General features: G+C 48.9%; 21 protein-coding genes. 5 read left to right on the top strand and 16 right to left on the bottom strand.

Annotated elements, in window-relative coordinates; translation table 11 throughout:
* Positions 1-38 precede the first annotated feature (38 nt).
* Complete coding sequence (locus tag QMO62_RS18005) at positions 39-641, bottom strand: class I SAM-dependent methyltransferase (protein WP_284642986.1); 603 nt, start codon at positions 639-641, stop codon at positions 39-41.
* Between the two features lie 89 nt (positions 642-730).
* On the opposite strand from QMO62_RS18005, the gene QMO62_RS18010 reads away from it, so the two are divergent.
* A complete protein-coding gene (locus tag QMO62_RS18010; RefSeq protein WP_284642987.1) occupies positions 731-1,327 on the top strand; it encodes a TetR/AcrR family transcriptional regulator in 597 nt (198 codons plus the stop codon).
* A 323-nt stretch (positions 1,328-1,650) separates the two neighbouring features.
* Entirely contained in the window at positions 1,651-5,472 is a 3,822-nt protein-coding gene (locus QMO62_RS18015; protein ID WP_284642988.1) for a cadherin-like beta sandwich domain-containing protein, read from the top strand.
* Positions 5,473-5,643: 171 nt separating this feature from the next.
* Here the strand turns inward: QMO62_RS18015 and QMO62_RS18020 are convergent, their stop codons facing one another.
* Positions 5,644-6,108, bottom strand: coding sequence for a VOC family protein (locus QMO62_RS18020; RefSeq protein ID WP_284642989.1), 465 nt, complete (start codon positions 6,106-6,108; stop codon positions 5,644-5,646).
* 98 nt (positions 6,109-6,206) lie between these two features.
* Here QMO62_RS18020 and QMO62_RS18025 point away from each other — a divergent pair, with 98 nt between their 5' ends.
* Complete coding sequence (locus tag QMO62_RS18025) at positions 6,207-7,118, top strand: helix-turn-helix transcriptional regulator (protein WP_284642990.1); 912 nt, start codon at positions 6,207-6,209, stop codon at positions 7,116-7,118.
* A gap of 76 nt (positions 7,119-7,194) precedes the next feature.
* On the opposite strand, the gene QMO62_RS18030 is transcribed toward QMO62_RS18025, so the two are convergent.
* The 8 genes from QMO62_RS18030 to QMO62_RS18065 form a co-directional block, all read right to left on the bottom strand.
* Positions 7,195-8,148: a helix-turn-helix transcriptional regulator gene (locus tag QMO62_RS18030; RefSeq protein WP_284642991.1), complete on the bottom strand. Its 954-nt coding sequence runs from the start codon at positions 8,146-8,148 to the stop codon at positions 7,195-7,197.
* Between the two features lie 164 nt (positions 8,149-8,312).
* Positions 8,313-8,939, bottom strand: a complete 627-nt coding sequence (locus QMO62_RS18035) for a type 1 glutamine amidotransferase family protein (RefSeq protein WP_284642992.1) — start codon at positions 8,937-8,939, stop codon at positions 8,313-8,315.
* A gap of 280 nt (positions 8,940-9,219) precedes the next feature.
* Entirely contained in the window at positions 9,220-9,861 is a 642-nt protein-coding gene (locus QMO62_RS18040; protein ID WP_284642993.1) for an MAE_28990/MAE_18760 family HEPN-like nuclease, read from the bottom strand.
* The gene (locus tag QMO62_RS18045; RefSeq protein ID WP_284642994.1) at positions 9,858-10,943 is read right to left on the bottom strand and encodes a DUF262 domain-containing protein; all 1,086 of its coding nucleotides are present in this window, start codon (positions 10,941-10,943) and stop codon (positions 9,858-9,860) included. Before QMO62_RS18045 ends, QMO62_RS18040 begins: the two co-directional genes overlap by 4 nt.
* Before the next feature lies 1 nt (position 10,944).
* Positions 10,945-12,333, bottom strand: coding sequence for a class I SAM-dependent methyltransferase (locus tag QMO62_RS18050; RefSeq protein WP_284642995.1), 1,389 nt, complete (start codon positions 12,331-12,333; stop codon positions 10,945-10,947).
* Positions 12,334-12,351: 18 nt separating this feature from the next.
* On the bottom strand, positions 12,352-12,831 hold the full coding sequence (gene rlmH, locus QMO62_RS18055) for a 23S rRNA (pseudouridine(1915)-N(3))-methyltransferase RlmH (RefSeq protein WP_284642996.1): 480 nt from the start codon (positions 12,829-12,831) through the stop codon (positions 12,352-12,354).
* A 110-nt stretch (positions 12,832-12,941) separates the two neighbouring features.
* Complete coding sequence (locus QMO62_RS18060; protein WP_284642997.1) at positions 12,942-13,109, bottom strand: CxxH/CxxC protein; 168 nt, start codon at positions 13,107-13,109, stop codon at positions 12,942-12,944.
* Between the two features lie 161 nt (positions 13,110-13,270).
* On the bottom strand, positions 13,271-14,524 hold the full coding sequence (locus QMO62_RS18065; protein WP_284642998.1) for a S1C family serine protease: 1,254 nt from the start codon (positions 14,522-14,524) through the stop codon (positions 13,271-13,273).
* A gap of 266 nt (positions 14,525-14,790) precedes the next feature.
* On the opposite strand from QMO62_RS18065, the gene QMO62_RS18070 reads away from it, so the two are divergent.
* Complete coding sequence (locus QMO62_RS18070) at positions 14,791-15,054, top strand: hypothetical protein (protein ID WP_348651709.1); 264 nt, start codon at positions 14,791-14,793, stop codon at positions 15,052-15,054.
* Here QMO62_RS18070 and QMO62_RS18075 read toward each other — a convergent pair.
* The 6 genes from QMO62_RS18075 to QMO62_RS18100 form a co-directional block, all read right to left on the bottom strand.
* Positions 15,023-15,826, bottom strand: coding sequence for an MBL fold metallo-hydrolase (locus tag QMO62_RS18075; RefSeq protein WP_284642999.1), 804 nt, complete (start codon positions 15,824-15,826; stop codon positions 15,023-15,025). The genes QMO62_RS18070 and QMO62_RS18075 overlap by 32 nt on opposite strands.
* 83 nt (positions 15,827-15,909) lie before the next feature.
* Positions 15,910-16,638, bottom strand: a complete 729-nt coding sequence (yycI, locus tag QMO62_RS18080; protein WP_284643000.1) for a two-component system regulatory protein YycI — start codon at positions 16,636-16,638, stop codon at positions 15,910-15,912.
* A gap of 24 nt (positions 16,639-16,662) precedes the next feature.
* Complete coding sequence (locus tag QMO62_RS18085) at positions 16,663-17,946, bottom strand: YycH family regulatory protein (RefSeq protein WP_284643001.1); 1,284 nt, start codon at positions 17,944-17,946, stop codon at positions 16,663-16,665.
* Positions 17,943-19,781: a cell wall metabolism sensor histidine kinase WalK gene (gene walK / locus QMO62_RS18090; protein WP_284644974.1), complete on the bottom strand. Its 1,839-nt coding sequence runs from the start codon at positions 19,779-19,781 to the stop codon at positions 17,943-17,945. The genes QMO62_RS18085 and walK overlap by 4 nt, the downstream gene beginning before the upstream one ends.
* Before the next feature lie 10 nt (positions 19,782-19,791).
* Positions 19,792-20,538, bottom strand: coding sequence for a response regulator YycF (gene yycF / locus QMO62_RS18095; protein ID WP_284643002.1), 747 nt, complete (start codon positions 20,536-20,538; stop codon positions 19,792-19,794).
* A 137-nt stretch (positions 20,539-20,675) separates the two neighbouring features.
* Positions 20,676-22,229: a M23 family metallopeptidase gene (locus QMO62_RS18100; RefSeq protein WP_284643003.1), complete on the bottom strand. Its 1,554-nt coding sequence runs from the start codon at positions 22,227-22,229 to the stop codon at positions 20,676-20,678.
* Positions 22,230-22,427: 198 nt separating this feature from the next.
* Here QMO62_RS18100 and QMO62_RS18105 point away from each other — a divergent pair, with 198 nt between their 5' ends.
* Positions 22,428-22,655 (top strand): hypothetical protein, encoded by a 228-nt coding sequence (locus QMO62_RS18105; protein WP_284643004.1) that lies wholly within the window; start codon positions 22,428-22,430, stop codon positions 22,653-22,655.
* Positions 22,656-22,721 lie beyond the last annotated feature (66 nt).

A 22,721-nucleotide genomic window follows, 5' to 3' on the forward strand; every position in this document is an offset into this window, starting at 1 on the left:
ATGTAAAAGCTTGCTTTTCTTGTATAATCCCCTCGGTTTTACTTTTGAGAATCAAGAATAAACATCGATGCATCATGTCCCATGAATATTTTACCTCCAGTATAAAAAGTTTTGGATTGAATACTCCTATACCCTATTTTCGACATCATGCCTGCCAGCTCTGCTTGATCAAATCCGTTATGAACGAGATCTGAAGTTATGTTTTCATTTTTATTAAAATCTACGATCAGTACATGTCCTCCCTCATTCAGAACATCAAATAACCTTGATAAAACCAATTCAACATCTCGAATATGAAGCAGAACCTGAGCCATAAAAATATAGTCGGCATGAAAATTCGGTAGACTTTCCTGTTCAAAATCAAAGCATAATGTCTCTGCATTCTGAATATTCAAAGCAGAAATTTTTTGCTTTATTTGGTTAATCATGTTTTGTGACGTATCCAGAAAAAGCATAGAATGAAAATCGTTTACCAAGTTCATTCCGACAAGACCCGTTCCACAACCAAAATCAATGGCACTCTTACTTTTCGCATCAACTAAATATGTACGAATGGCATCTGATGATTCCTTTGCCATTTGGATTCTTTCAGGAGTGTCATACACAGCAGCTATCATTTCAAACTTATCCGTATTTCCCAATTAGTATCTCTCCCTTAACTGAAGCGTGATTCACTGCTATAATAAGCTTTGGTCAATAATGGAGTCCTAATACGAGAGAGGTGATCAAGTTGATTAAAAATAAATTTCAGCTAAAAAGAGAAGCTACCTATAAGTTGCTCGTTGAAGCGGGTATGACGTGTTTTTCTGAAAAGGGATATGCGGCTACAACGCTCAGTGACATCGTCGCGCGAACAGGGCATACGAAGGGTGCCTTTTACGGCCATTTTACAAGCAAAGAGCAGTTATTCATGCATGTGCTTGATTACCAAATACAATTAACTAACGGATGGACCGACATTCCCAAACAATTTAGTCCTGCGGATACAACACTCGAGGAAGTTCTTTCAATAACCCTACTACGCCTTGGGCAAATGGTAAAGGGGTTCGATAAGTGGATCGTTGTGCTTATTGATTTCTACCAGCAAACCAAACACGATCCGGAGATTCACAGCATGCTCAAGGAGAAGTATCGCGAATGGATTGCAGGAATCGAGGCCTTAGTGATTACCTTGCAAGAGAAGAGATGGATCGCTCCGGATAAGGATCCTCGTCTGATCGCCATGCAAGTGATTGCATTTAACGAAGGGTACGCCGTGTTTTCGATTTTATTTGGAGGGACCGATCCGCAAGCGCATATCCAAGGCTTGGTCAAGTTGATGTCATGAAGCACCGTCCTTTGCTTGTCCGTCTACCTATCTTAGAACTCTTTTCTTGACGAATTCTTCGGGCATCCCATAATATATACTATACAGAATATATTTATTTTAGAGCATAGTAAACGTTTTCGGGAGTCAGTCCGACATTTTCCGCACCGTCCGAGCTTTTACGAATGAAATTCCTAGTAAGTATAGTTAGAGGAGTGATATTCATGGACGGCATGCGGCAAATGGTACGGGCTTTTTTTGCTGCCTCATTATTTACAGCAGTAGTGTTAACGGCATTATCCATGTACAGTCAGTCAGTATTAGCAGCATCATCAAACTGGAGGATGGGCGCTGGGCCAGGAAACCCGACGGCTCTCGGCTTTGATCCGTTCGGAATAGACGTCGATCCGGTCAACCATCACATATTCGTAACGGATGTAGCCAATGCTACTGTGAAAATATTCGACTTGGACGGGAATGCTACACCGATGACGTTAACTGCCACAGACGGCTTCACGAATCTCCTAGCCGTTACATTCGATGGCTTAGGGCATATATATGTAACGGATAAATGGTACCTTTACAGATTTGACGTCACCTTCTCGAGCGGAGCCTACACGTTTACCAATATGATCAAGTGGGACGGCAATAGCACCACCCCTTCGGTAGGCGTGCTTAATTACCCTCAGGGAATCGCCATATACGGCAATGATCTGTATGTCGCGGACACGAATTCCAACCGCGTGCTGAAATTCGATGCGTCCACATTCCATTCAACAAGCAGCCCTGTGGTATGGTCGGGCGATCTGGACCCGGATCCGGCCGTAGATGCGACACTCGATAAGCCTGTCGGTATAGCCGCGGACAGCTCAGGAGTCTATATCGGCAACAGCTCGAGCACGGGAAAAATTATGAAATTGAAGACGGGTGGGGGCACGTTAATCAAAACGGCCTACTTTCCCCGTGGATTCCGCTTGCATTCCGACGGCAATTTATATGTGGCGATGTACGGCAATAATGGAAGTCTTGTGACCCGGTTCGATTCAAGCTTGAACGAGAGCTCGGTGTACTTTACAGGCAATTCGAACGCCATTGCCTCCGCCCATATCGGGTTCGATCATATGGGTGCGATGTATTTAGCCACTTATGCCCAAATGGCTCCATACGATAATGTATATGATACGGTATGGAAGCTTTCACTCGGGTCGCCCGACAATCGATTGTCCGGGCTGACGGCGAGCGGAATTGCGCTTAGCCCTTCTCCATTTTTGCCCAATACGCAGGATTACACGGCCAGCGCGGCGAGCACCGTCACCTCCACTACGGTCACGCCGGTGGTGAGCGACAGCACGGCCAGTGTTACCGTCAAAGGTATGAGCGTACCGAGCGGCAGTGCCTCGTCTCCCATCACACTAAGTAAGGGCGAGAATACAATTCCAGTTGTCGTTACGGCCTTCAACGGTGCATCACGGACCTACACAATTAAGGTAAACCGAGCACCGAATACCGATGCCACATTAAGCGGGCTTACGGTTAGCCCCGGGGCACTCAATCAGACGTTCGCTGGAAGTACACTTGCATATACGGCTAACGTCGCGAATAGCGTTACATCGATTGACGTCACGCCGACGGTCAATAACAGTAGTGCAACGTTGAAAGTGAACAACGCGACGGCAACGAGCGGCAGCGCATCCACCGTTTCTTCGCTGGCCGTCGGACCGAACACGATTACCGTCAGCGTCACTGCCGAGGACGGTACCACATCAAACGAATACACCATCATCGTCACACGGGCACCTTCATCGGTCGCTACACTTGGCTCGCTCACGGTCAGCCCGGGAGTACTCAACGAAACGTTCGCTTCCGGTACGCTGTCCTATACTTCTAATGTCGCGAACAGCGTCGATTGGATCAGCGTAACGCCAAGCGTTTCGGACAGTACGGCGACTTTGACGGTTAACGGCGCTTCATCGGTCAGCGGCAGTGTGTACGGTCCTATTCCTCTTGCTGTTGGTGCGAATACGATTACGATTGGTGTTACCGCTCAAGATGGCTCAACGACTAAATCGTACTCCATCATCGTCACGCGGGCACCTTCATCGGTTGCTACACTTAGCTCACTCACGGTCAGTCCGGGAGTACTCAACGAAACGTTCGCTCCCGGTACGCTGTCCTATACTTCTAATGTCGCGAACAGCGTCGATTGGATCAGCGTAACGCCAAGCGTTTCGGACAGTACGGCGACTTTGACGGTTAACGGCGCTTCATCAGTCAGCGGCAGCGTGTACGGTCCTATTCCTCTTGCTGTTGGTGCGAATACGATTACGATTGGAGTTACCGCTCAAGATGGCTCAACGACTAAATCGTACTCCATCGTCGTCACCCGGGCGCCTTCATCGGTTGCTACACTTAGCTCACTCACAGTCAGTCCGGGAGTACTCAACGAAACGTTCGCTTCCGGTACGCTGTCCTATACTTCTAATGTCGCGAACAGCGTCGATTGGATCAGCGTAACGCCAAGCGTTTCGGACAGTACGGCGACTTTGACGGTTAACGGCGCTTCATCGGTCAGCGGCAGTGTGTACGGTCCTATTCCTCTTGCTGTTGGTGCGAATACGATTACGATTGGTGTTACCGCTCAAGATGGCTCAACGACTACCGCGTACAGCATCGTCGTCACGAGAGCTCCTTCGTCGGTTGCCACACTTGACTCGCTCACAGTCAGTCCGGGTGCACTCAACGAGACGTTCACTTCCGGTACGCTATCCTACACGGCAAACGTAGCGAATAGCGTCGCTGAGATCGGCGTAACACCAACCGTTTCGGACAGTACGGCGACTTTGACGGTTAACGGCACTTCATCGGTCAGCGGGGCGGTGTACGGTCCGATCCCTCTTGCTGTCGGCTCGAATACGATTAAGGTTGTCGTTACCTCCCAGGACGGCTCCACGACTACCCCGTACAGCATCGTCGTCACAAGAGCACCTTCATCGGCTGCCACACTTGGCGCACTAACGATTAGCAACGGAAAGCTGAATGAACCGTTCACTTCCGAAACGTTTGTCTATACGGTTACTGTAGAGGACTATGTCTCTTCCATCAGCGTAACGCCGATCGCCGCCGAGAGCCATGCGACACTCACAATCAATGGTATCCCTGCGGCAACCGGAAGTGCCTCTGGTCCAATAGCGCTCAACGCAGGTTCAAACACCGTTACGGTTACCGTTACCGCTCAGGATGGTATCACGCAGAGGTCTTACCGTCTAGACATTTTTCGGAAGACTATCAACGAATCATCCGAGCCTGCGGAGGTTGATGCGGCAGACTTAAGCTCGCTTAGCTTGCTGGCCGATGAGAAGACGATCGCCTTGAGCCCGGCATTCAAAAAAGATATACGCTCATATACGGCAGAAACGACCGCTAAGAAAGTACATCTTACCGCAAAAACACTCTACATGGATGCCCATGTTAGCCTGCAAGGCAACAAGCTGCAAGACGGGGTAACACTTGAATTGCTTCCTGGAAACAATACCATTGTTCTGCACGTGACACATCCAAGCGGATTGTCGCAAACCTATACCATAACTATTCACCGCTCAACTGCCGAGCAGCCGCCGGTACAGCCTTCAGGCTTGAACGATATCGCTGGAAATTGGGCGGAAGCAGAAATACGCAAAGCCGTGGCGGAAGGATGGGTTACCGGCTATCCGGATGGCTCGTTTCGTCCGGAACGTGAAGTGACAAGAGCCGAGTTCGTGCAGCTGTTGGCTAGATCTCTCGGTTGGAAGGAACCAGAACCACGGAATATGCCTGACTATACCGACATCGACGACATCGGACTGTGGGCACGGGCGGCAATTTCTATGGCAGTTCAGCAGGGCATTATTAATGGCTATGAGGATGGAAGCTTCCGTCCGGCCCGGCCGTTGACTCGTGCGGAAATGACCACGTTGATTATCAGAACGCTTGGCATGCCCGTTGAAACGGATCAATCCACCTTATTCGTCGACAATTCCAGCATACCCCCATGGTCGCTGCCTTATATCGCAGAAGCGGCTAAACGCGGCCTCGTCAACGGGCTGGAAAATAACCGGTTCGAGCCAAACGGTATAGCAACGCGAGCCGAAGCCGTCGTCATCCTAACAAGATTGTTGAATCGTAAGTAGGAGCGCCTTTATGGAGGATAGCCTTGTATAGAACGCAGCAATCCCGCATTCAATTGGATGCGGGATTGCTGTATTCGTTTTATTTATGATGGATGCCCTACTTGTGATACGGTCACCGCGTTTGTCTGCAACGGCGAGTTTTAGGGCCATCTATTCATTTTTCAGCATGAATTATTTTTTGTTGGAGATTATGTTGTCCAGAAACCGATCTGCGTCACTGTTAAATTTCCAGCTCACCCCAAACTTGTCGACTAGCATTCCAAAGCACGAAGACCACGGCATATTCGATAACGGCATAATGACTTGCCCGCCATGGGACAGCTTAAGAAAGTATTCCTCCAATTTAGCCTTGTCATCGATAACCAGACTAATCAGAATGTGATTCCCTTTCACCAACTCACCCGTTACCGACTTCATGGAAGGCAAAATATCAGACATCATGATCTTCCCGCCCGCGAATTCGATCGAAGACTCCATAATCATATTCAACTCATTTTCGGGCAGTGGGTAGCTCGGGTCTTGCGGGATGTCCCCAAACTTTACTTTCTTTACTTCAATTGCGCTTAAAGCCTCCGAGTAAAACTCAATCGCTTGTTCGGCAACCCCATCAAAATTCAAATACGCGATAGCAGACATCAAACAAAACCTCCTTCTTGTGATACATGTAGTATAATGGACAGTAGGTGACATCTTGTTGTCACCATTCTGAAATCGTGTAAAAAAAGAGGACCTTTATGGACAAAGTGGAGAGACTCATTTCGATCATCATGATTTTGCTGAAAAAAGAGGTTGTTTCTACAAAGGAATTCAGTGAATTATTCCATGTATCCAAAAGAACGATCCTTCGCGATATGGAAACCTTGAGCTTATCGAACATTCCAATTTACGCTGTCCATGGGGTGAATGGCGGCTACGGCATCATGAATGAATATAAGGTTGATAAACGCCTGTTAAGCAACTCCGATTTGGAGAATATATTGACTGCGCTCGGCGGACTGGAACAAATCCTCCTTACGGAAGAAGTGGAACGAACAATAAAAAAAATAGAGGCAATGGTTAGTCCATTGTCTCTGAATCGTTTCATGCAACTGTCGTTTTACGATTGGGAAGGTCGGTCCGAGATTCTTGAAACCTTAAAGACGTGCCAAGAATCCATCGTAAAGAAGCAGCTGATTTCGTTTGCTTATACAGATAAAGATGGCGTTGTGACGAATCGAATGATCGAGCCCTATGAGCTGCATTTTAGCGAGTCGAGTTGGTACTTGAGAGGATTCTGTTTACATCGGCAGGAATATCGTACGTTCAAATTGTCTCGGATCGATCACATTGCTGGGAATGAACGTACGTATCACCCTAGAGACGATTGGCCAGAACAAGGACATCGAGCAAGCTATACGCCGCAACTCGTCACGATTAAGGCTTTGATTTCGCCTAGTATAAAAGATCAATTCATTGAAAGGTTTGGTCGGAAGAGTATGGAGGACCATCGTTCTGGTTTATTATTAGCGACCATCCATGTCCCTCAGAACCCTACGGGATTTCAATTTCTGGCCAGCTTCGGCACTCATCTGAAAGTTATAGAGCCCACAAGCTATGTTGAAGACTTTCGAAATTATCTAAATCGAATGATGGAGAACTATTCTTGATAAGTTCCCCCTCGGCATATATGGCCGATTTCAGTTCTCGAGGTTGAAAGAGTATTCAGAACTTAGTCAGTGAAGTTCAATCGGAATCTTCGTCGTAATGTTTGGCGATTCCATAGGCCAATTCCTGGATCTGACGCTTCAGCTCCAGCGGCTCCCGAATGCGAATGGCTGTGCCAAACGTCATTAGATACATCGGAAGGTACTTGTTCATCGTCGGGACGTCGAGCAGAAACCGCACCTCCCGATCGGTCCGTTCCGTCAAATAGTGGCGCATATGCCAGTGGCGAGAAACCGCGTTCAGCGTGTCGGGCTCTCCCTCGATGCGGATGACCGTCAGTGGTCCGTCTGCCTCCCGTTCCCGTTTGGACTGGTCACTGAAATAGACGGACGCGGAGAAACGCTCCGGCTTTTCGAACCATGCTTCAGTCGGCTCCAGCCGCGCGACGCGGTCCACGCGGAATGTCCGAACCGCCTGCGACCGATGGCAGAACGCGACAACGTACCATTCGTTTCGGTCGTAAGCCAGCCCGTACGGATCAACTTCTCGTTCGTCATCCTGCTCCGCATTCGCTTTGCGATAGGTGATGCGAACCGTTAACCCGTCCTTCGCCGCCTGCTCCAGGTCACGTAACAGCGGAACGACGGAAGGTAGACGCGACGGAGAAATCACATCCAAGCCATTCGTACGACAGGACAGATCGTGGCGCTGCTCCTCGTGTAGCCCATTCTCTACCTTCTTAAGCGCGCTTTCCAGCTCCTCTGTATATGGATAACCAGCGCCTTGCGCAAATTTAAACGCATCCAAAAGCGCCTTCACCTCTACGGAGTTGAAGAACAATGGCGTCTCCTTGAAGCTTTCCAGAATACGAATGCCACCGTCATGGCCCGATTCCGCGACGACTGGCACACCACTGGCGCATAATGCATCGATATATCGGTACACGGTGCGAACGCTGATCTCCAAACTGTCCGCGATCTGCGTGGCGGTGAGCTTCCTTCCGGTTCTAAGTATCCAAAGCATCGAAAGCATGTTATCCCATTTCGCTATCGGAAGCACCCTCTTTTTCTCGGGGAAAATGAAACTGATTTGAGCTTTGCGTAATTATGTGAAAAATAGATATTACACTCAGGTGAAAAAGGCTCCATAATTCTACTTTCTACTTCTGACAAATCCTCAAGGCTATGCTTATACCTTTACTGGATTGAATTCATCAACTCATAGAAATTTTTGGGTTCTTGAGACTTATTAAGACTATACCAAGCATCTAATGTTTGTGAAGATAATACGCCCAGAGCTTTCAAGACGTGTATAGAAAATTCCAACGGAGCTATTCCAGATGCAGTGATCAATTTTCCATCAGTTACAACAGACTCCATTTGGTAATACTCTTTACCTGTGTAAGTGGGACAGATCATTTTAAGGTATTCCAGATCATTGCTTGTATGCGGGCGAGAATTCAGCAATCCTGCCTGGGCAAGTCCCATTGTTGCACCACAAATCGCTGCAACCAATATACCTTCCTTTAAACACCTATGAGCGATTTTTAAGATGGGTTGGTGAATGGCTTCTGTCCATGTATCTCCACCGGGTAAAATCAATGCATCTGTGCTTTCAATGCTGCACTCATCCAGTTTAATGTCAGGCAGTATTTTCAATCCGCCCATTGTAGTTACAGGAGTCTTTTCCATTCCAACGGTGACTATTTGGGATGGGGCCAACCCCTTTTTATAATATCTTCCCGAGTTCAGTTCGGCAGTTAAGTAACCTATTTCCCAGTCTGCCATTGTGTCAAACACATAAAGATATACCGTATTCTTCATTTGCAAGTTCTCCCTATTGTACGATTCATCAAGTGATACCAACTATCCATCGGTAATCAATGATTGTCATCATTATAAAACAACTTCACTGACATCTACTGTCAGTGAAGCTATTAAAGCGCTTAATAAGGGTAGACACTCAAAGAGTTTCGTAAGTTATTTTCAATAAAATTTCGCCTTATTTGTGATACGGTTCCCCTTATACGCTATTACGGCTAAATTCCTCGAAACGAAAATAAAGCTAAGCATCTTTGCCCTGCTTAGCCTTGTTTCCAAGTTATCAATTAACTTGTTTAATATATAGTCTTTGCTTTATGCAACCTTCAATTGCCGAGGCGATCTCTTCCATCACAAAAAGAATCCCTTCCTCTAACTTGTAGAATTCTTCATCCTTTAACATGGATATATTTTCGCCGTGAGCCACACTATTACGTCTGTGCACCAACGTATCAATGTCTTTTAATTTTTGCCGATCTATTTCCAGATGTATTCCTAATTCTTGAAATAACTCATTAAGCACTACGGATTTCAAATTTGATTTTGTATCAATCGTTTCATCATCTAACGATAAAGGTAGCACAAAAACTTCTTTTATTTTATTAACAAAATCAATTCGGTTATCCAGGGAACTTTTACCTTGTAAACTACTAAACCTTTTCTTTAAAGAATACACTATTAGCTCATCTTTTAAGGTTATTGCCTTAGCATCAGAACTCTTACAAATATAATCTAAATACTGTGTAAGACAATATTTTACAAATCCCTCAAAATGCGCATATAATAGAACAATTAATGCCCTCTGCATAACTTTTTTTTGGTGTTCATGTTTATTTACAGTTCGAAGTATTGATTTTGCTTCGTACAACTCATGCTGTCTCCAAGTAAAATCTCTTTCCAAAGCAATGAATATTTCGTGATTCATAACCCTTCCAACTTTCTTTCAACGTAATCGATTCGTCCGTTTAATTTAGCTGGAGTATTACTACCCGATCCTAGATAATCTTTGAAATCCAAATCAGTAAATAGATTCGAAAATACATGACGATATTTTTCTAGTCTACTTTCATCCCATTTTGTCATATCATCATCCCACGTACCTAGATACTTTTGAATGCTAATTACAAAGGCTTCATACATACTTATAATAAAACGATTCATTATCTTATCGCCTTTACGACTACAAAAAATAGTATCACCATCAATTTCTTTTAGTAAATTGAAGGTCTTTTCGAATATCTTTTGTTCCTCATCATATTCAAAAGGAAGCTTATTCTCACTTACTTCCCTCATGTAATCGGTTAGAAATCCTTCAACATCATGTCTAAACGAGTCACGTTTATTTTTTAAAGCGAAAAACCTAAGTACTAATTCTTGATCATATCTTTTTTGCAATTTCTCTTCACTAACGGATGAAACACAAGTTTGAAAACTAGCAAATGTTGAGCAAAAAATAATAAACTCACAATACCTTGAGTCAATAATTCTGATGATTGCATTTCGAATCTCTTGTGGCTCTAATAATTCCCCACCAGTATTTAAACGTCTAAAAATTTCAAATCTAACTGACGGAGTGCTATTTTTTCTAACTACATTAAGTCTTATTGGGAATCTCTTTAGTTTTAATCTGAGTGATAAAGGTAATTCCTCTACCGTCATCCCATTTAACTCGGGTACTAATTCACAGTCCTCTAGAGTCAAATATGGTGTTTGTAATCCAAAAAATCTAAGTAATGTGGTAATTCGTTGAAGTCCGTCAATTAGTTCATAGACACCATCATCTCTTTCGATTACATAAACGGGTGGAATAGGAAATTCAAGAAGTATAGATTCAATTAGTCTAGATTGTTTATCAGTGGGCCAACGAAACAAACGCTGAAAATCAGGATTTATTATTAACTCGTCATCTTGATATATGGATAATAACTCACCCACTGAGATATCAAAGCTAAGTGTACTTACTGAAGTAGCTCGATCCTCAAGAATTGAACTTAAGTCCTTTGACAAATTAAGCCCTCCCTAATTTACTGAAAGCAACCACACTTTCCCGATATCGCCTCTTGTCCTTGTACTTTCTAGCACCTGAATTAAGTGAAGTTAGGTACGTTGAGATATCCTCAGTATGCATTATATTCGACTCAAAACCAAGATTCTCTAACATTTCTTTTATTATTATGTCTAGAGGAACCTCTTGCTCTTTATAAAATGAGGATTGTACGACCATTGCACCGTTTCCATTATTACCCATAACCCGAAATATTTCCATCATAGACAAATACAAATCATTAAAGTACTTTGCGTACGTTTTATAATAATAAGTACTAGAAGCATGGGAATGATGATTCGAGACATAATCCAAAATTTTGTCGCATGTGTCTGAAATTCCTGTAACAACCTCTTTTGATTTGAAATTTCTTACAACGGGAGTACCTAGCATATCCATTCGTAATGTTTGCAGATTAGACTCATCAAATCCTAAAAGCAATAGTTCCAACCACGTAGCCTTTAAGTAATCAATCCTTGTAAGATATGGTGGGGAGGTTATTACACAATTAATCGAATCATTCTCTATCGGCAAGGATTTTGAATTAGCTACAGAAAGTGAGACAGTTTCGTTGGCAAAAATCGAGCTATGTCTAAAATAATTTTCCTGCTCGTCTACCGCAGCCATGAATAAATCACTCGCAGACGAAGCTGGATGTACGAGCTCATCGGGAGGTTTAATCCAGGTAGGGTTTGACCCTCTTATATGATACGCACTTTTAATGGTCCGAAATAACATGGTAGTATAAAGCGCGGCTATATTTGATAGCTGATTCCAAGCCATTAAAGAACATTTTTGAAAATCATTTGGATACAAAAAACGCTCGATGGCTCTTTGAATTGCCCTTATTTCTCTTACAAAAGGTTCAACGAACCAATCTAAAAGTGGATCATTTACTAAAATAGGATCTTGATCTTTTGCTGAACTTATGATTTCTAAGGAAAGTGAACGTAGGGATGTTCGAAAATCTAACGATGTATGTCTTGCCTTTGAGATAACAATCATTACTGGATTTAAATCAAATCCTATTGCCTCAAAACCTTGCCGGTTTGCAACATATGTTGTCGTTCCTGTTCCGTTCCAAGGATCAATTATTTTGGCATCTTTTTGAGGATTTAAGACTTTTAATACATCCTCAACAAATTCTGTAGAATACCCCGCATAGTATGGATAAAATATTGGCGTCCTGCTCTTTTTATGAGTGTATAGCTTGGGTGATCGTAACTTCATAACCTGCAACCCCAGTTCCCGTTTTATGCAGAAGAAAACATTATCATTACATTCGGCAGTCTTTTTAATTATTATAAGCCAGTCATTTGCTATATACCAACATAAACTTCCTTGTAGTACCATTAATTTTCATTTTATGCATTATTTATGATACGGTTCCCCCCGCATAATCTTAAACGCCCGGTACACCTGCTCCACCAGCACAAGCCGCATCAGCTGGTGCGGCAGGGTCATGCGCCCGAACGAGAGCTTCAGCTCGGCTCGGGCGAGCACTTCGGGGGCCAGCCCTAGCGAGCCCCCGATCACGAAAGCCACCTGGCTTCGCCCATAGGTGGCCAAATCGGCAAGCTGCCGAGCGAGCTCCTCGCTCGATAGCGGCTTGCCGTCAATCGCGAGCGCCACGACGTAGGCGCCCTCGCGAAGCTGCGCGAGGATGCGCTCGCCCTCGCGCTGACGCACCTGCGCCTCCTCCGCGGCGCTCATGCTCTCCGGTGCCTTCTCATCGGGCACCTCCACAATCTGCACCTTGGCATAAGGACCAAGGCGCTTCACATACTCGGCGATCCCCTGAACCAGATACGCCTCCTTCAACTTCCCGACCGAAACGATTTGAATATGCATTGTCAGACCCCATCTCTCTTTTTTCCTCCATAGTGCCCACTGGCCCCATGCCTCTACCAAACTCCAACACAACAAAAAAGGAAGACCCCTAGGCCTCCCCCGCTCCCACCTTATACGACCAAGAACCGGCCCTCCGCCGCGCATCGCTCACAGCAAGCCGGCGGCTCCCATGCCGTAAAGTGAACCTTCTCTAAATCTACAATATCCGGAGCATCCTCATATTCATCGACGAACATGTCGATCGCCAGCTCCAAATGCTCTTTACAAACCACGTACATGCAGTAGACCCCTTTGTCACGACTAGATGAAAAATAAACAGTACCTATAATGCTAGTTTACCCCAAAAACCGCCGCTTTACTACCTTCTTAGGCACCAAAAAGTGGCACCCATCTCCTACCACAGTACAGCACAAGTCTCGCCGTACTCATTGTTCAACCCTTACCGCTCCTTCATCTCACCCAACGTCACGTTAACGGTATTTTTCTTTCCCGCGCGGTAATACGTGATCGCCATTTTGTCGCCGACCTTCTTCTGCCCGTAGATGTACTTCCGCAGCGACAATGTGCTGTCAACCGCCTTCCCGTCGAGCTCTACGATCACATCGCTCGTTTTCAGTCCCGCATCCTTAGCCGGACCTTGCGCATCCAGAACGATGATCCCCTTCTTCACGTCCCCCGGCAGCTTCAGCGATTCCGTACCGCCACTGAAGCCCTGGAGATCCTGCGTCACCACGCCGATATAAGGGCGCTTTACACGCTGCTCGGTGATGAGGGTTTGCACGATCGTCTTCGCCTGATTGATCGGGATCGCGAAGCCCAAGCCCTCCACGCCCATATCCGATACCTTGAGCGTATTGATGCCGACCACCTTGCCCTCCAAATTCACGAGCGCGCCGCCGCTATTGCCTTGGTTTATGGCCGCATCCGTCTGAATGACGTCCATCTCCCAGTCGTAATCGCCTTCCCCGCTCAAAGATACCGGAATCGTCCGCTTCGGCCAGCTGATGATCCCGCGGGTAACCGTTGGTGCAAAGCCCAATCCCAGAGGGTTCCCGACCGCGATGGCCGTCTCCCCGGCCTTGAGCCCGTCGGAGTCACCGAACTCGGCCAGCTGGGTAATATCTTTGCCGTCCATCTCCAGCACAGCCAAATCAGTAATCGCATCGCGTCCAACCAGCTTGGCGCTGCGATGCTCACCTGTGATCATCACGACATCCAGCTTCGTGAAGCCTTCGACCACGTGATTGTTCGTCACGATCCGAACCTTCTCGCCGTAGCGCGAGAACATAACGCCGGAGCCGAGCCCCATGCCCGAGCCGCCGCGGCCCCCCGAGGTCGCTTCCTTGGAGCCGATAATGCTCACCACCGTAGGTGATACCTTCGCTGCCGCCGACACGACCGAATCACTGAACGCCTTCTGTGCATCGATAGCTGCGCCAGCGCTCCCCGAGCCTGATGACCCGCCCGAAGGAGGCGCCATCACCGCAATAGCCTGCTGCGGCGCTACATCCGTTTCTTCTCCACCGAACAAACTACCCACTCCGAACAGTACCGCTGTCACCAAGGCTCCCCCTAGTGCAGGCACAATCCATGCTGGCACCCGAGCTCCCCCTGAATATCCTCGGCCGGGAAGCTTCCACTCCATCCTCCGCGGGGCTTTCGTCGAATAAAAATCATCATCAAACAGACTCACGTTACAGCCCCTCCTCTCTTCCGCAAGCTGCTTATTTCCGTTAGGCATGCGCGTTACCGCTTATTACCCCTTCCGCGCCTGTCCCTAATCATGCGGGGCTTTTCTTTTTTCCATTGTATCCAAATCTAGTAATGATCATATCACATAGCAACAGTTTTTCTTAAACGATAGAAAAAGAAAAAAGAATAGGAATGATTTCATAGCAACTAGACTAGAATAGAACTATAAGAGTACACAATACAACCCGAAAGGATGACCCCTCCGCCATGAACATTCCAACGAATACGAATACGAACCTCAACAACGCCAACCGCATCCCTGCAGCCTTTGCCGCTAACCCGCTGCAAGAAGTTGAATTCATCGGCCAGCTCGCGGACCTGAAGGAGGGCCATTACCAGAACTCACTGCTCCTGTCGGCGATGATCGAGCTGCTGATTGACAAAGGCGTCTTCACCGCCCAAGAGCTCGCGGTCAAAGCGCAGGCGCTTGATGTCTCGTTCACTCTTCATCCAGCCGATCCCAGTCTGTAGCACGGTCGTAATAAGTATCCATCAGCTTCGCCCGATAATCATCCGGCGCCAGTTTATCCTCTAATACATTATTCACCGTCAGCCTGGCCAAATCCATTAAATTATGGTCACGGCTGAGGTGCGCCAGGTACACCCGCTTCGTTCGCGTGGTCATGACCTCAACCAGCCCTTCGCCGGCCGCCTCATTGGACAAGTGGCCCATATCGCCGAGAATCCGCCGCTTAATGTTCCACGGGTAGCGGCCCATGCGCAGCATCTCGATATCATGGTTTGACTCCAGCACCAGCACATCGCTGTCCCGGATCTTCTCCTTCACCTTCGAGCTCATATACCCGAGGTCCGTGGCCAGGCTAAGCTTCTGCTCCTCATGGTAGAAGCAATACCCTACCGGCTCCGCCGCGTCATGCGAGATCCCGTAGGACTCCACCTGCAGCTCGCCGAAATCGCGAATCTCGCCGGTTTGCATCACGCATTTTTTCTCGTCGGCAATTTCGCCGATATGCTTCTCCAGCGCCTCCCACGTCTTCTCATTGGCATATACGGGGAGATCGAACTTGCGTGCGACCGCCCCCAGCCCTTTGATATGATCGGCGTGCTCGTGCGTCACCAGAATGCCCTGCAGCTGATTAGGCGACATCTCCTTTTCCTTCAGCAGCTGCTCTATCCTCTTGGCGCTCAAGCCCGCATCGACCAGCACCGCCGACTCCCCGTTCGATACCACCATTGCATTGCCGGTCGACCCGCTGGCCAGCACCGTAAATCGTAATCCCATCTCCATAACTCCCTGCTGCATTCACTGCTAGTTTTCCTGCCCAATCTTACCTTCCTTGCCTGGCCTTGCCGGCCTTACCAACCTTACCGATCCACCGCACCCGTAAACGCATGGACAAAATACGGCAGATCCCCGTTCCCCAGCGATACACGCCAGTAAGGAATCATATACAGCTGCTGCGAGTTGAACACCTGCCCGTGATAGCCGAGCTGAACGCTCGTAATAACTGAACCAGCCGGCAAGTAGGTTTCAATCAAGCTGCGAAGCGCGATGTAAGGAGAGATCACCTTCTGCTCCTTCTGCTCGCTCTCCGGCTGTACTTCAACCAAGCCCTGCGAGTAGGACACGATCTGCCCGTTTTTCTCCGTCAGCTTCAGCTGTACCTCGAACATCGGTAAATTCCCATACATCTGGTTAAAAATATACGTTCCATTCCCGCTCATCACTGGATCGAACTGGTATGAATCCGCCTTTGGAATGCCCGTTCGCGACATGACGTCCTTCACGGTTCCCTTCCCGCTAATCAGCGGGTTGAGACGGAAAGGCGTCTTCAGCGCATTCATCCGGTCCGGTGGAATCGACTCATCGAATCGCGCCACGATCTCCTTCAGCCTTGGAACATCCTTCGGTAAATCTACCGGCACGGTAATGTTCTTACTCTTCAAGAGACGCTGCACTTCCTCCACCGCCGTGCTCGGGTTCGCCTCCAGCTCCAGAAGATCGGACCGGCTCGACCACAGCTGGAACGCCAGCACCACATTCAGCAGCAGGAACGAGAAAATCAATATCGTTTTCGCTCGGCTCCAATCCATTCGTGCGCCTCCGTCCTCCCTTCGTCACTCCAGAAACTCATACGAACCGTCCCGCAGCTCCACCGTCCACGCCGGCACCAGCTCGACAGCCTGATCGACTACATTCATTCGATACGCTGGGAAAACGGAGTACACCGTATTTCGCTTCGAATATTCCTTCAGCTTCTCCTCAAGCACCTCACCGCCGGCCAGCTGCGCATCCTTGCGACTCGCAGCCCGTAAGTCCGGGATGATCGTAGATCGCTCATAGTTCGTAACGATCCCTTTTTGCAAAGCCAGCTTAATAAAGCCCTGTTGATCCGATTTCTGATTAATCACCGGGAAGGATTCGTAATACTGACGGAAGATGAACGCCTGATTCACCGGAAGCACCCGCTGCGGCACCCGCTGAACCGTGTAGGTCCCATACCAGCCGCCATGCTGATTCACGAACTGCACCGCCGAGGTCAGGTTCTCCATCACATCAATACGGCCTTCCACCGGCACCACCGGGTCAGAATACGTCAACCAGTGCTGCCCTGTCTTGAGCTGCAGCCCCCGCTTCCCGTCGGTATAAATCTCCGATCCGTCCCGGTCCGCCAGGTTCCTCGTTATCGCCGGATCGACGAAGAAGCTTCGCTTGAGCTGCTCCGCCGAGAACTGCGTGAAAGGCATCCGATAGGCAGATACATTCAGCGGCTTCAAGGGCAAATAAATTTCCCCGCTTGTGGCCTTATAAGGAATATATTCCTCTCCCACCGTTACGAAACGCTCAATATCCTTTACGGTAAAATCGGCCTTCCCGACTTCATACACCGTGCTCGTCGTATCCGTGAACAAAATCGTCCGCACCTCGTTGGCATCCTTGGCGTACAGCCAGATCCGTGTAATCAAATCCGCGTCCGCCGGAATCTCGCCCTTGAGCTGCATGACCTCACCCAAGACCTTCATGGGAATCCCGTCGCGAAAATGAATCTCCACCCCCTGCTGCTTCATCCGGACGTCATCCCAGTTGATCCCAAGAGACGAAGCGCTCACCTTACGGAAGCCCTCCAGCCAACGTTGGTTTACGGTCTCCACGATCTGCCCGTACAGCTTCGTGTTCGGATACACTACGGTGTGCGTGGCGTTGCCCAAATGCAGCACCAGATGATCAGGAAACAATAAATCCTCAAGCTTCGCCTGCGGACCGAGCTGATCGGTCTTCACATACTCCTCACGGGTTACCGGCTCCGGATTCGGGTCGCTGTAAGCCAGCATGTAGCTCTGCAGGAGACTAAGCAGCACCAGCAGCGTTAAGGCAGCCGTCTTCAGCTTCTCGTAGATCATACCGCCGTCACCTCCTGCACGTAAGGCAGGGTGAACGTGACCTTCGTACCCTGACCAAATTCCGATTCCAGTACGATCGTACCGCCGTGGGCCTTCACAATTTCCCGGGCAATGGATAAGCCAAGCCCCGTACCGCCCATACTGCGCGACCTCGCTTTATCAACACGGTAGAATCTCTCGAAGATTCTCGTCAAATCCTTCTTGGGTATCCCGATTCCGTTATCCTGAACCGAGATCTCTAGCAGCTGTGCTTCTGTCCGAGCAGCCCGAATCCGAATATGGCCGCCCTCAGGCGTATACTTGATGGCATTCGAGATAAGATTATCGAGCACCTGATCGATCCGGTCACGGTCTAGCACAATATCACGGACCTGCGGCTCCACATGAATATCCACCGCAATGGAGCGCTGTTCCATCTGGAAGGAGAAGCGGTCGGCAACCTCCTCCAGCATCTCCTCCACGTCCGTGGATTCCTTATTGATAATGGCCTGCTTGGAGTCGAGCCTGGACAGCTGCAGCAGGTCCGTAACGAGCCGGATCATCCGCTCCGTCTCGTTGCGGGCTACGCTGACGAACTTCTCCGCCAGCTGCGGCTCCTCGATCGCTCCATCCTCAAGCGCTTCCAGGTAACTCTTAATGGTTGTCAGCGGCGTCCTCAGCTCGTGGGAGACGTTCGCTACGAATTCGCGGCGGGACATCTCCAGCTTCTCCTGATCGGTTACGTCCTGCAGCACCGCGATCGTTCCGGCCGAGCCTCTGCCCTTGCTCTGAATCGTAGTGAACGTGACCCGCACATAGAGCGGTCCCTCGTCCTCATCGTGGCAGAACTCCAGCATGGCAGCTCGATTTCCCTCCACGTCGATCTGCTTCACAGCCTCCGGCGTTGTGCCGAGAAGAGCACTTAGCTGCATTCCCAGCGTCGTATCCTCGTTCACCTGCAGGATGTGCTTGGCCCTCCGGTTGATCACAATGACCCGGCCCTTCTCGTCCGTCGCGATCAGCCCGTCATTCATGTTGGAGAGAATCGAAGCCAGCTTCTCCTTCTCCTCTTCGTTGAGCGATAACGCCTCGCGCAGCCGCTCCATCATGAAATTGAACGTTTGGCCGAGCTTCCCGATCTCATCGTTGCCGTGCACCGGTACCGGCTCATCGAAGCGTCCCTCCGCCACGGCCGTAGCCCGCTTCGTGATCTGCTTGATCGGGCTTGTAATCGTCCCCGACAGCATGACCCCAAGCAGCGCCGTCAGCACCAACGCGATCAAGGTCCCCGAAATGAACATGCGATTGATCTGGTTCATCGTCTCGTACACGTCTTCCATCGAGGCGATCATGAACACCGCGCCATACACCTTGATGCCGGAGCCGATGGGCGTGGCGATGACCATTTTCCAAGCGCCGTCGACATCGAGGAACATCCGCTGGTTATCCTTAATTCCCTGCAGCGCCCGAATGACCTCAGTCTGCGTATTTTTCTGCCCGATAACAGCCCGGTTCGCATTGTGCGAAATCGACAGAATCATGCCGTTCGCATCGATGACTTGAATTTCCGTCTTGCTGATCGCGAACAGATTGTTGACCACATTATCCAGGTCCGTATAAGACTTCTGGGGGTCAGCCGCCTTCGTCTCCTGACTCTCCTTCGCCAAATACGTCTCCACATACTGCGCCAGCAGCTGCGCCTGCTTATTCCTCGAATCGATGAAATCGTTCTTGAAATAGCTCTCCAGCGTCCGAATAAAATACACCCCGATCAGCTGCATAGCGATCAGGATGAGCAATACATAAATAATAATCAGCTTCGCTTGAATCGATTGGAAGAAGCGCATAACCCGCATCATCATCGCCTCAGAAGCCCCCGGAGCCGAATTTGGAGCTCTTCATCATATAACCGAGACCGCGCCTCGTAATGATATATTCCGGCCGGCTCGGATCATCCTCGAGCTTCTCCCGCAGCCTGCGAATCGTCACATCGACCGTCCGCACGTCGCCGAAATACTCGAAGCCCCACACCGCCTGCAGCAGATGCTCGCGCGTCATGACTTTCCCGCTGTTCTTCGCCATGTACTGCACCAGCTCGAATTCCCGGTGGGTCAGGTCCAGCGGATTGCCGTCCTTATACACCACATACATATCCGTGTCGATAAAAAGGCTCTGCAGCCATATGCCCTGCCGCACGTCGCCTTCCGTAGACCCTGTGCTCGTGGCCGTCTCGGCAGCTACGGGCTGCTGATTCGCCTGTCTGCGCAGATGCGCCTTCACCCTGGCGAGCAGCTCCCTCGTCCCGAACGGCTTCGTGACATAATCGTCGGCTCCAAGCTCCAGCCCAAGCACCTTATCGATCTCATTGTCCTTCGCTGTAAGCATAATGATCGGCGTATTCAGCCTTGTCCGGACCTCCCGGCATACATCCATGCCGTCCTTCACCGGCAACATCAGATCCAGCAGGATCAAGTCCGGTTGCTCCGAGAAGGCCAGCTCTACCGCTTTCCCTCCGTCATAGGCGCAGACCACCTCGTGGCCCTCTTTTTCCAAATTGAATTTCAATATATCTGCGATCGGCTGCTCGTCGTCTACTACCAAGATTTTCGCCATACCAAGTCACCTGCCTATTCAAGGGTTGACCCTTTCTCTCTATTGATCTATTTTACCACATCCCTATGCAAAAAGAGACACGGAAGCGTCGTTTCCCTACGACTTCCATGTCTCTCTCCTGTTGTGCTGCCCGGCGTTTATCGGTTCAAATATTTCAGCGGATTCTCAGGTGTATTGTTCCGTTGGATCTCGAAGTGCAAATGCACTCCCGTCGAGTTGCCGGTGCTTCCCATGATGCCGATTTTCTCGCCCTTCTCCACAATCTTGCCGTTCGTTACGGAGATTTGGCTAAGGTGTCCGTACAGCGTCTTATAACCGTTCATATGATCAAGAATGATTGCATTGCCGTAACCGTCCTTCACTCCCGCAAAAATGACCTTCCCGTTATCGGAAGCAAGGATGTTGCGGTTGCCCGTCAAGTCAATCCCCTTGTGCAGCGCACCCCAACGTGTTCCGAACGTACTGCTGATGGACGAGCCGACAACCGGCCAAGCGAATTTGCCTGTACCCTCGCCTTTGACGACTTTCGTACCCTTTTTCGCTACTGCCTTCACCGGCTGGTCAATGATCTCCTCGCTAAGAACCTCTTCTTCTTCGAGCAGACCATTCACCTTCGTAAGCTGAATGGTCACCTTCTTCAGCCCGTTCTTCCCCGGAGTGATCGTCTGTATCGTCCCAAGGCGCAGCGAATCATCCGTTTGATATTCCGTTTCATATTGAATCTCTTGATTTTCTACAACCTTCTCCACCGTGCGCACAGCTAAGGTTGGTTGCAGTACCGTCAAGTCAAGCTGCTGACCTGCTTTTATGAAATCCCCAGTAATGGACGGATTGTTCTGATAAATCACTTGCTTAGGAATGTTGAATTTCTTCGCGATACAGCCCAAGCAGTCGCCCTGCTCTACCGTATACTTGGTTGGCTGCACATCGCCGGTCTCCAGCTTTTTCCGAAGCTCGTCCGGCTGCACAAGCTCCGACGGTTCTATCGGAATTTCCTGCAGCTCTACCTGCTGCTTGAACTCTGCCTTCAGCAGCTCGCTTTCTACAGGTGCACTTGAGGCTGAGGATGCCGACAGAATGCCTACCTTACCCGGCTCCTTCTTCTTTTGCAACGAATCCAGTGCCGTCGCCTTGATCTGCTCCAGCATCTTCTGCGCCGTCTCCTGGTCCTTCAAAATCCCCATGCGCTTTCCGTCTACCAGCACCTCTACACCTACCGGATAAGCTGTAAAAAAGCCCTCCAGCTTACCTAGCACTTCCTGCTCCTCGGTCCGCGGCTTGAAAGCCCTTTCACGCGTAAATGTGATGTCAGGAGACTCTACGGCCATTTGCACATCGGTACGGCTTTGAGCCAATTGCTTCTTCTTCTCTTCCTTGAAGGTCTCAACTTTCTGCGGATCGCTGACGATCCCGATTGGCGTACCGTTCACAAGGACATGATAATAATCCGTCATCTGCGCCTGCACATATTGATTGCCGCTCCACACCGAAGCAGCTACCAAGCTGAGCGCCGATACCGATTTCAATAAAGTCCATTTATGTGTTAGTACCTTCATCTTTAAACTCAAGGCTGATGCCTTCATTTGTTCTTTACCCACTGGTTTAACCCCTAGCTTGCCAGTCAAGCTGTGAGTTCGAATCGCGGACCAGCGCTGCTTGGCCTTATCCAGCACGTCCTTGATCTTACCCATTCCCCTGAAAACTGTCATCTTCTTCTCCTTTTAAGCCGTTTTTTCTGCTGCGCACATAAAAACACCTAAAATTGGGACAATAACCACTGTGCTTAAACTCCTTAATAAATTTACCATACCAACTCTACTTTTTTCAACATTTTCGTATATTTTGTCACATTTTTAGCTGGAAATCTGACAGGAGTGTGAAGTTAATCAATGGAAAGTTTGTGCGCGGCCTTTCCCAATCCGCAGATTCGGGAACAAGCGGTCGAAGCATTAAGAGCTCAAGGCGCTATCGATATACGTCTCGACGAGGTCGTGGAATTCAGCAAGGACTTGGCTCCGTACGGTATGGTTCAGGGGTACAAGCTGGAGGTTGTGGTGGAATCCTCTCGCCGCGAGCAGGCGGCCGATACGATTTCCCGGTATGGCGGGCAGCTCTAGGAGCTGTCCGTTTTGCTTTCTTCGACTTGTATGCAAAAAACAGGATCACCTGAGAGCCTCCCAGTA

The organism is Paenibacillus silviterrae (assembly GCF_030167925.1).
Classification (GTDB): Bacteria; Bacillota; Bacilli; order Paenibacillales; family NBRC-103111; genus Paenibacillus_G; species Paenibacillus_G silviterrae.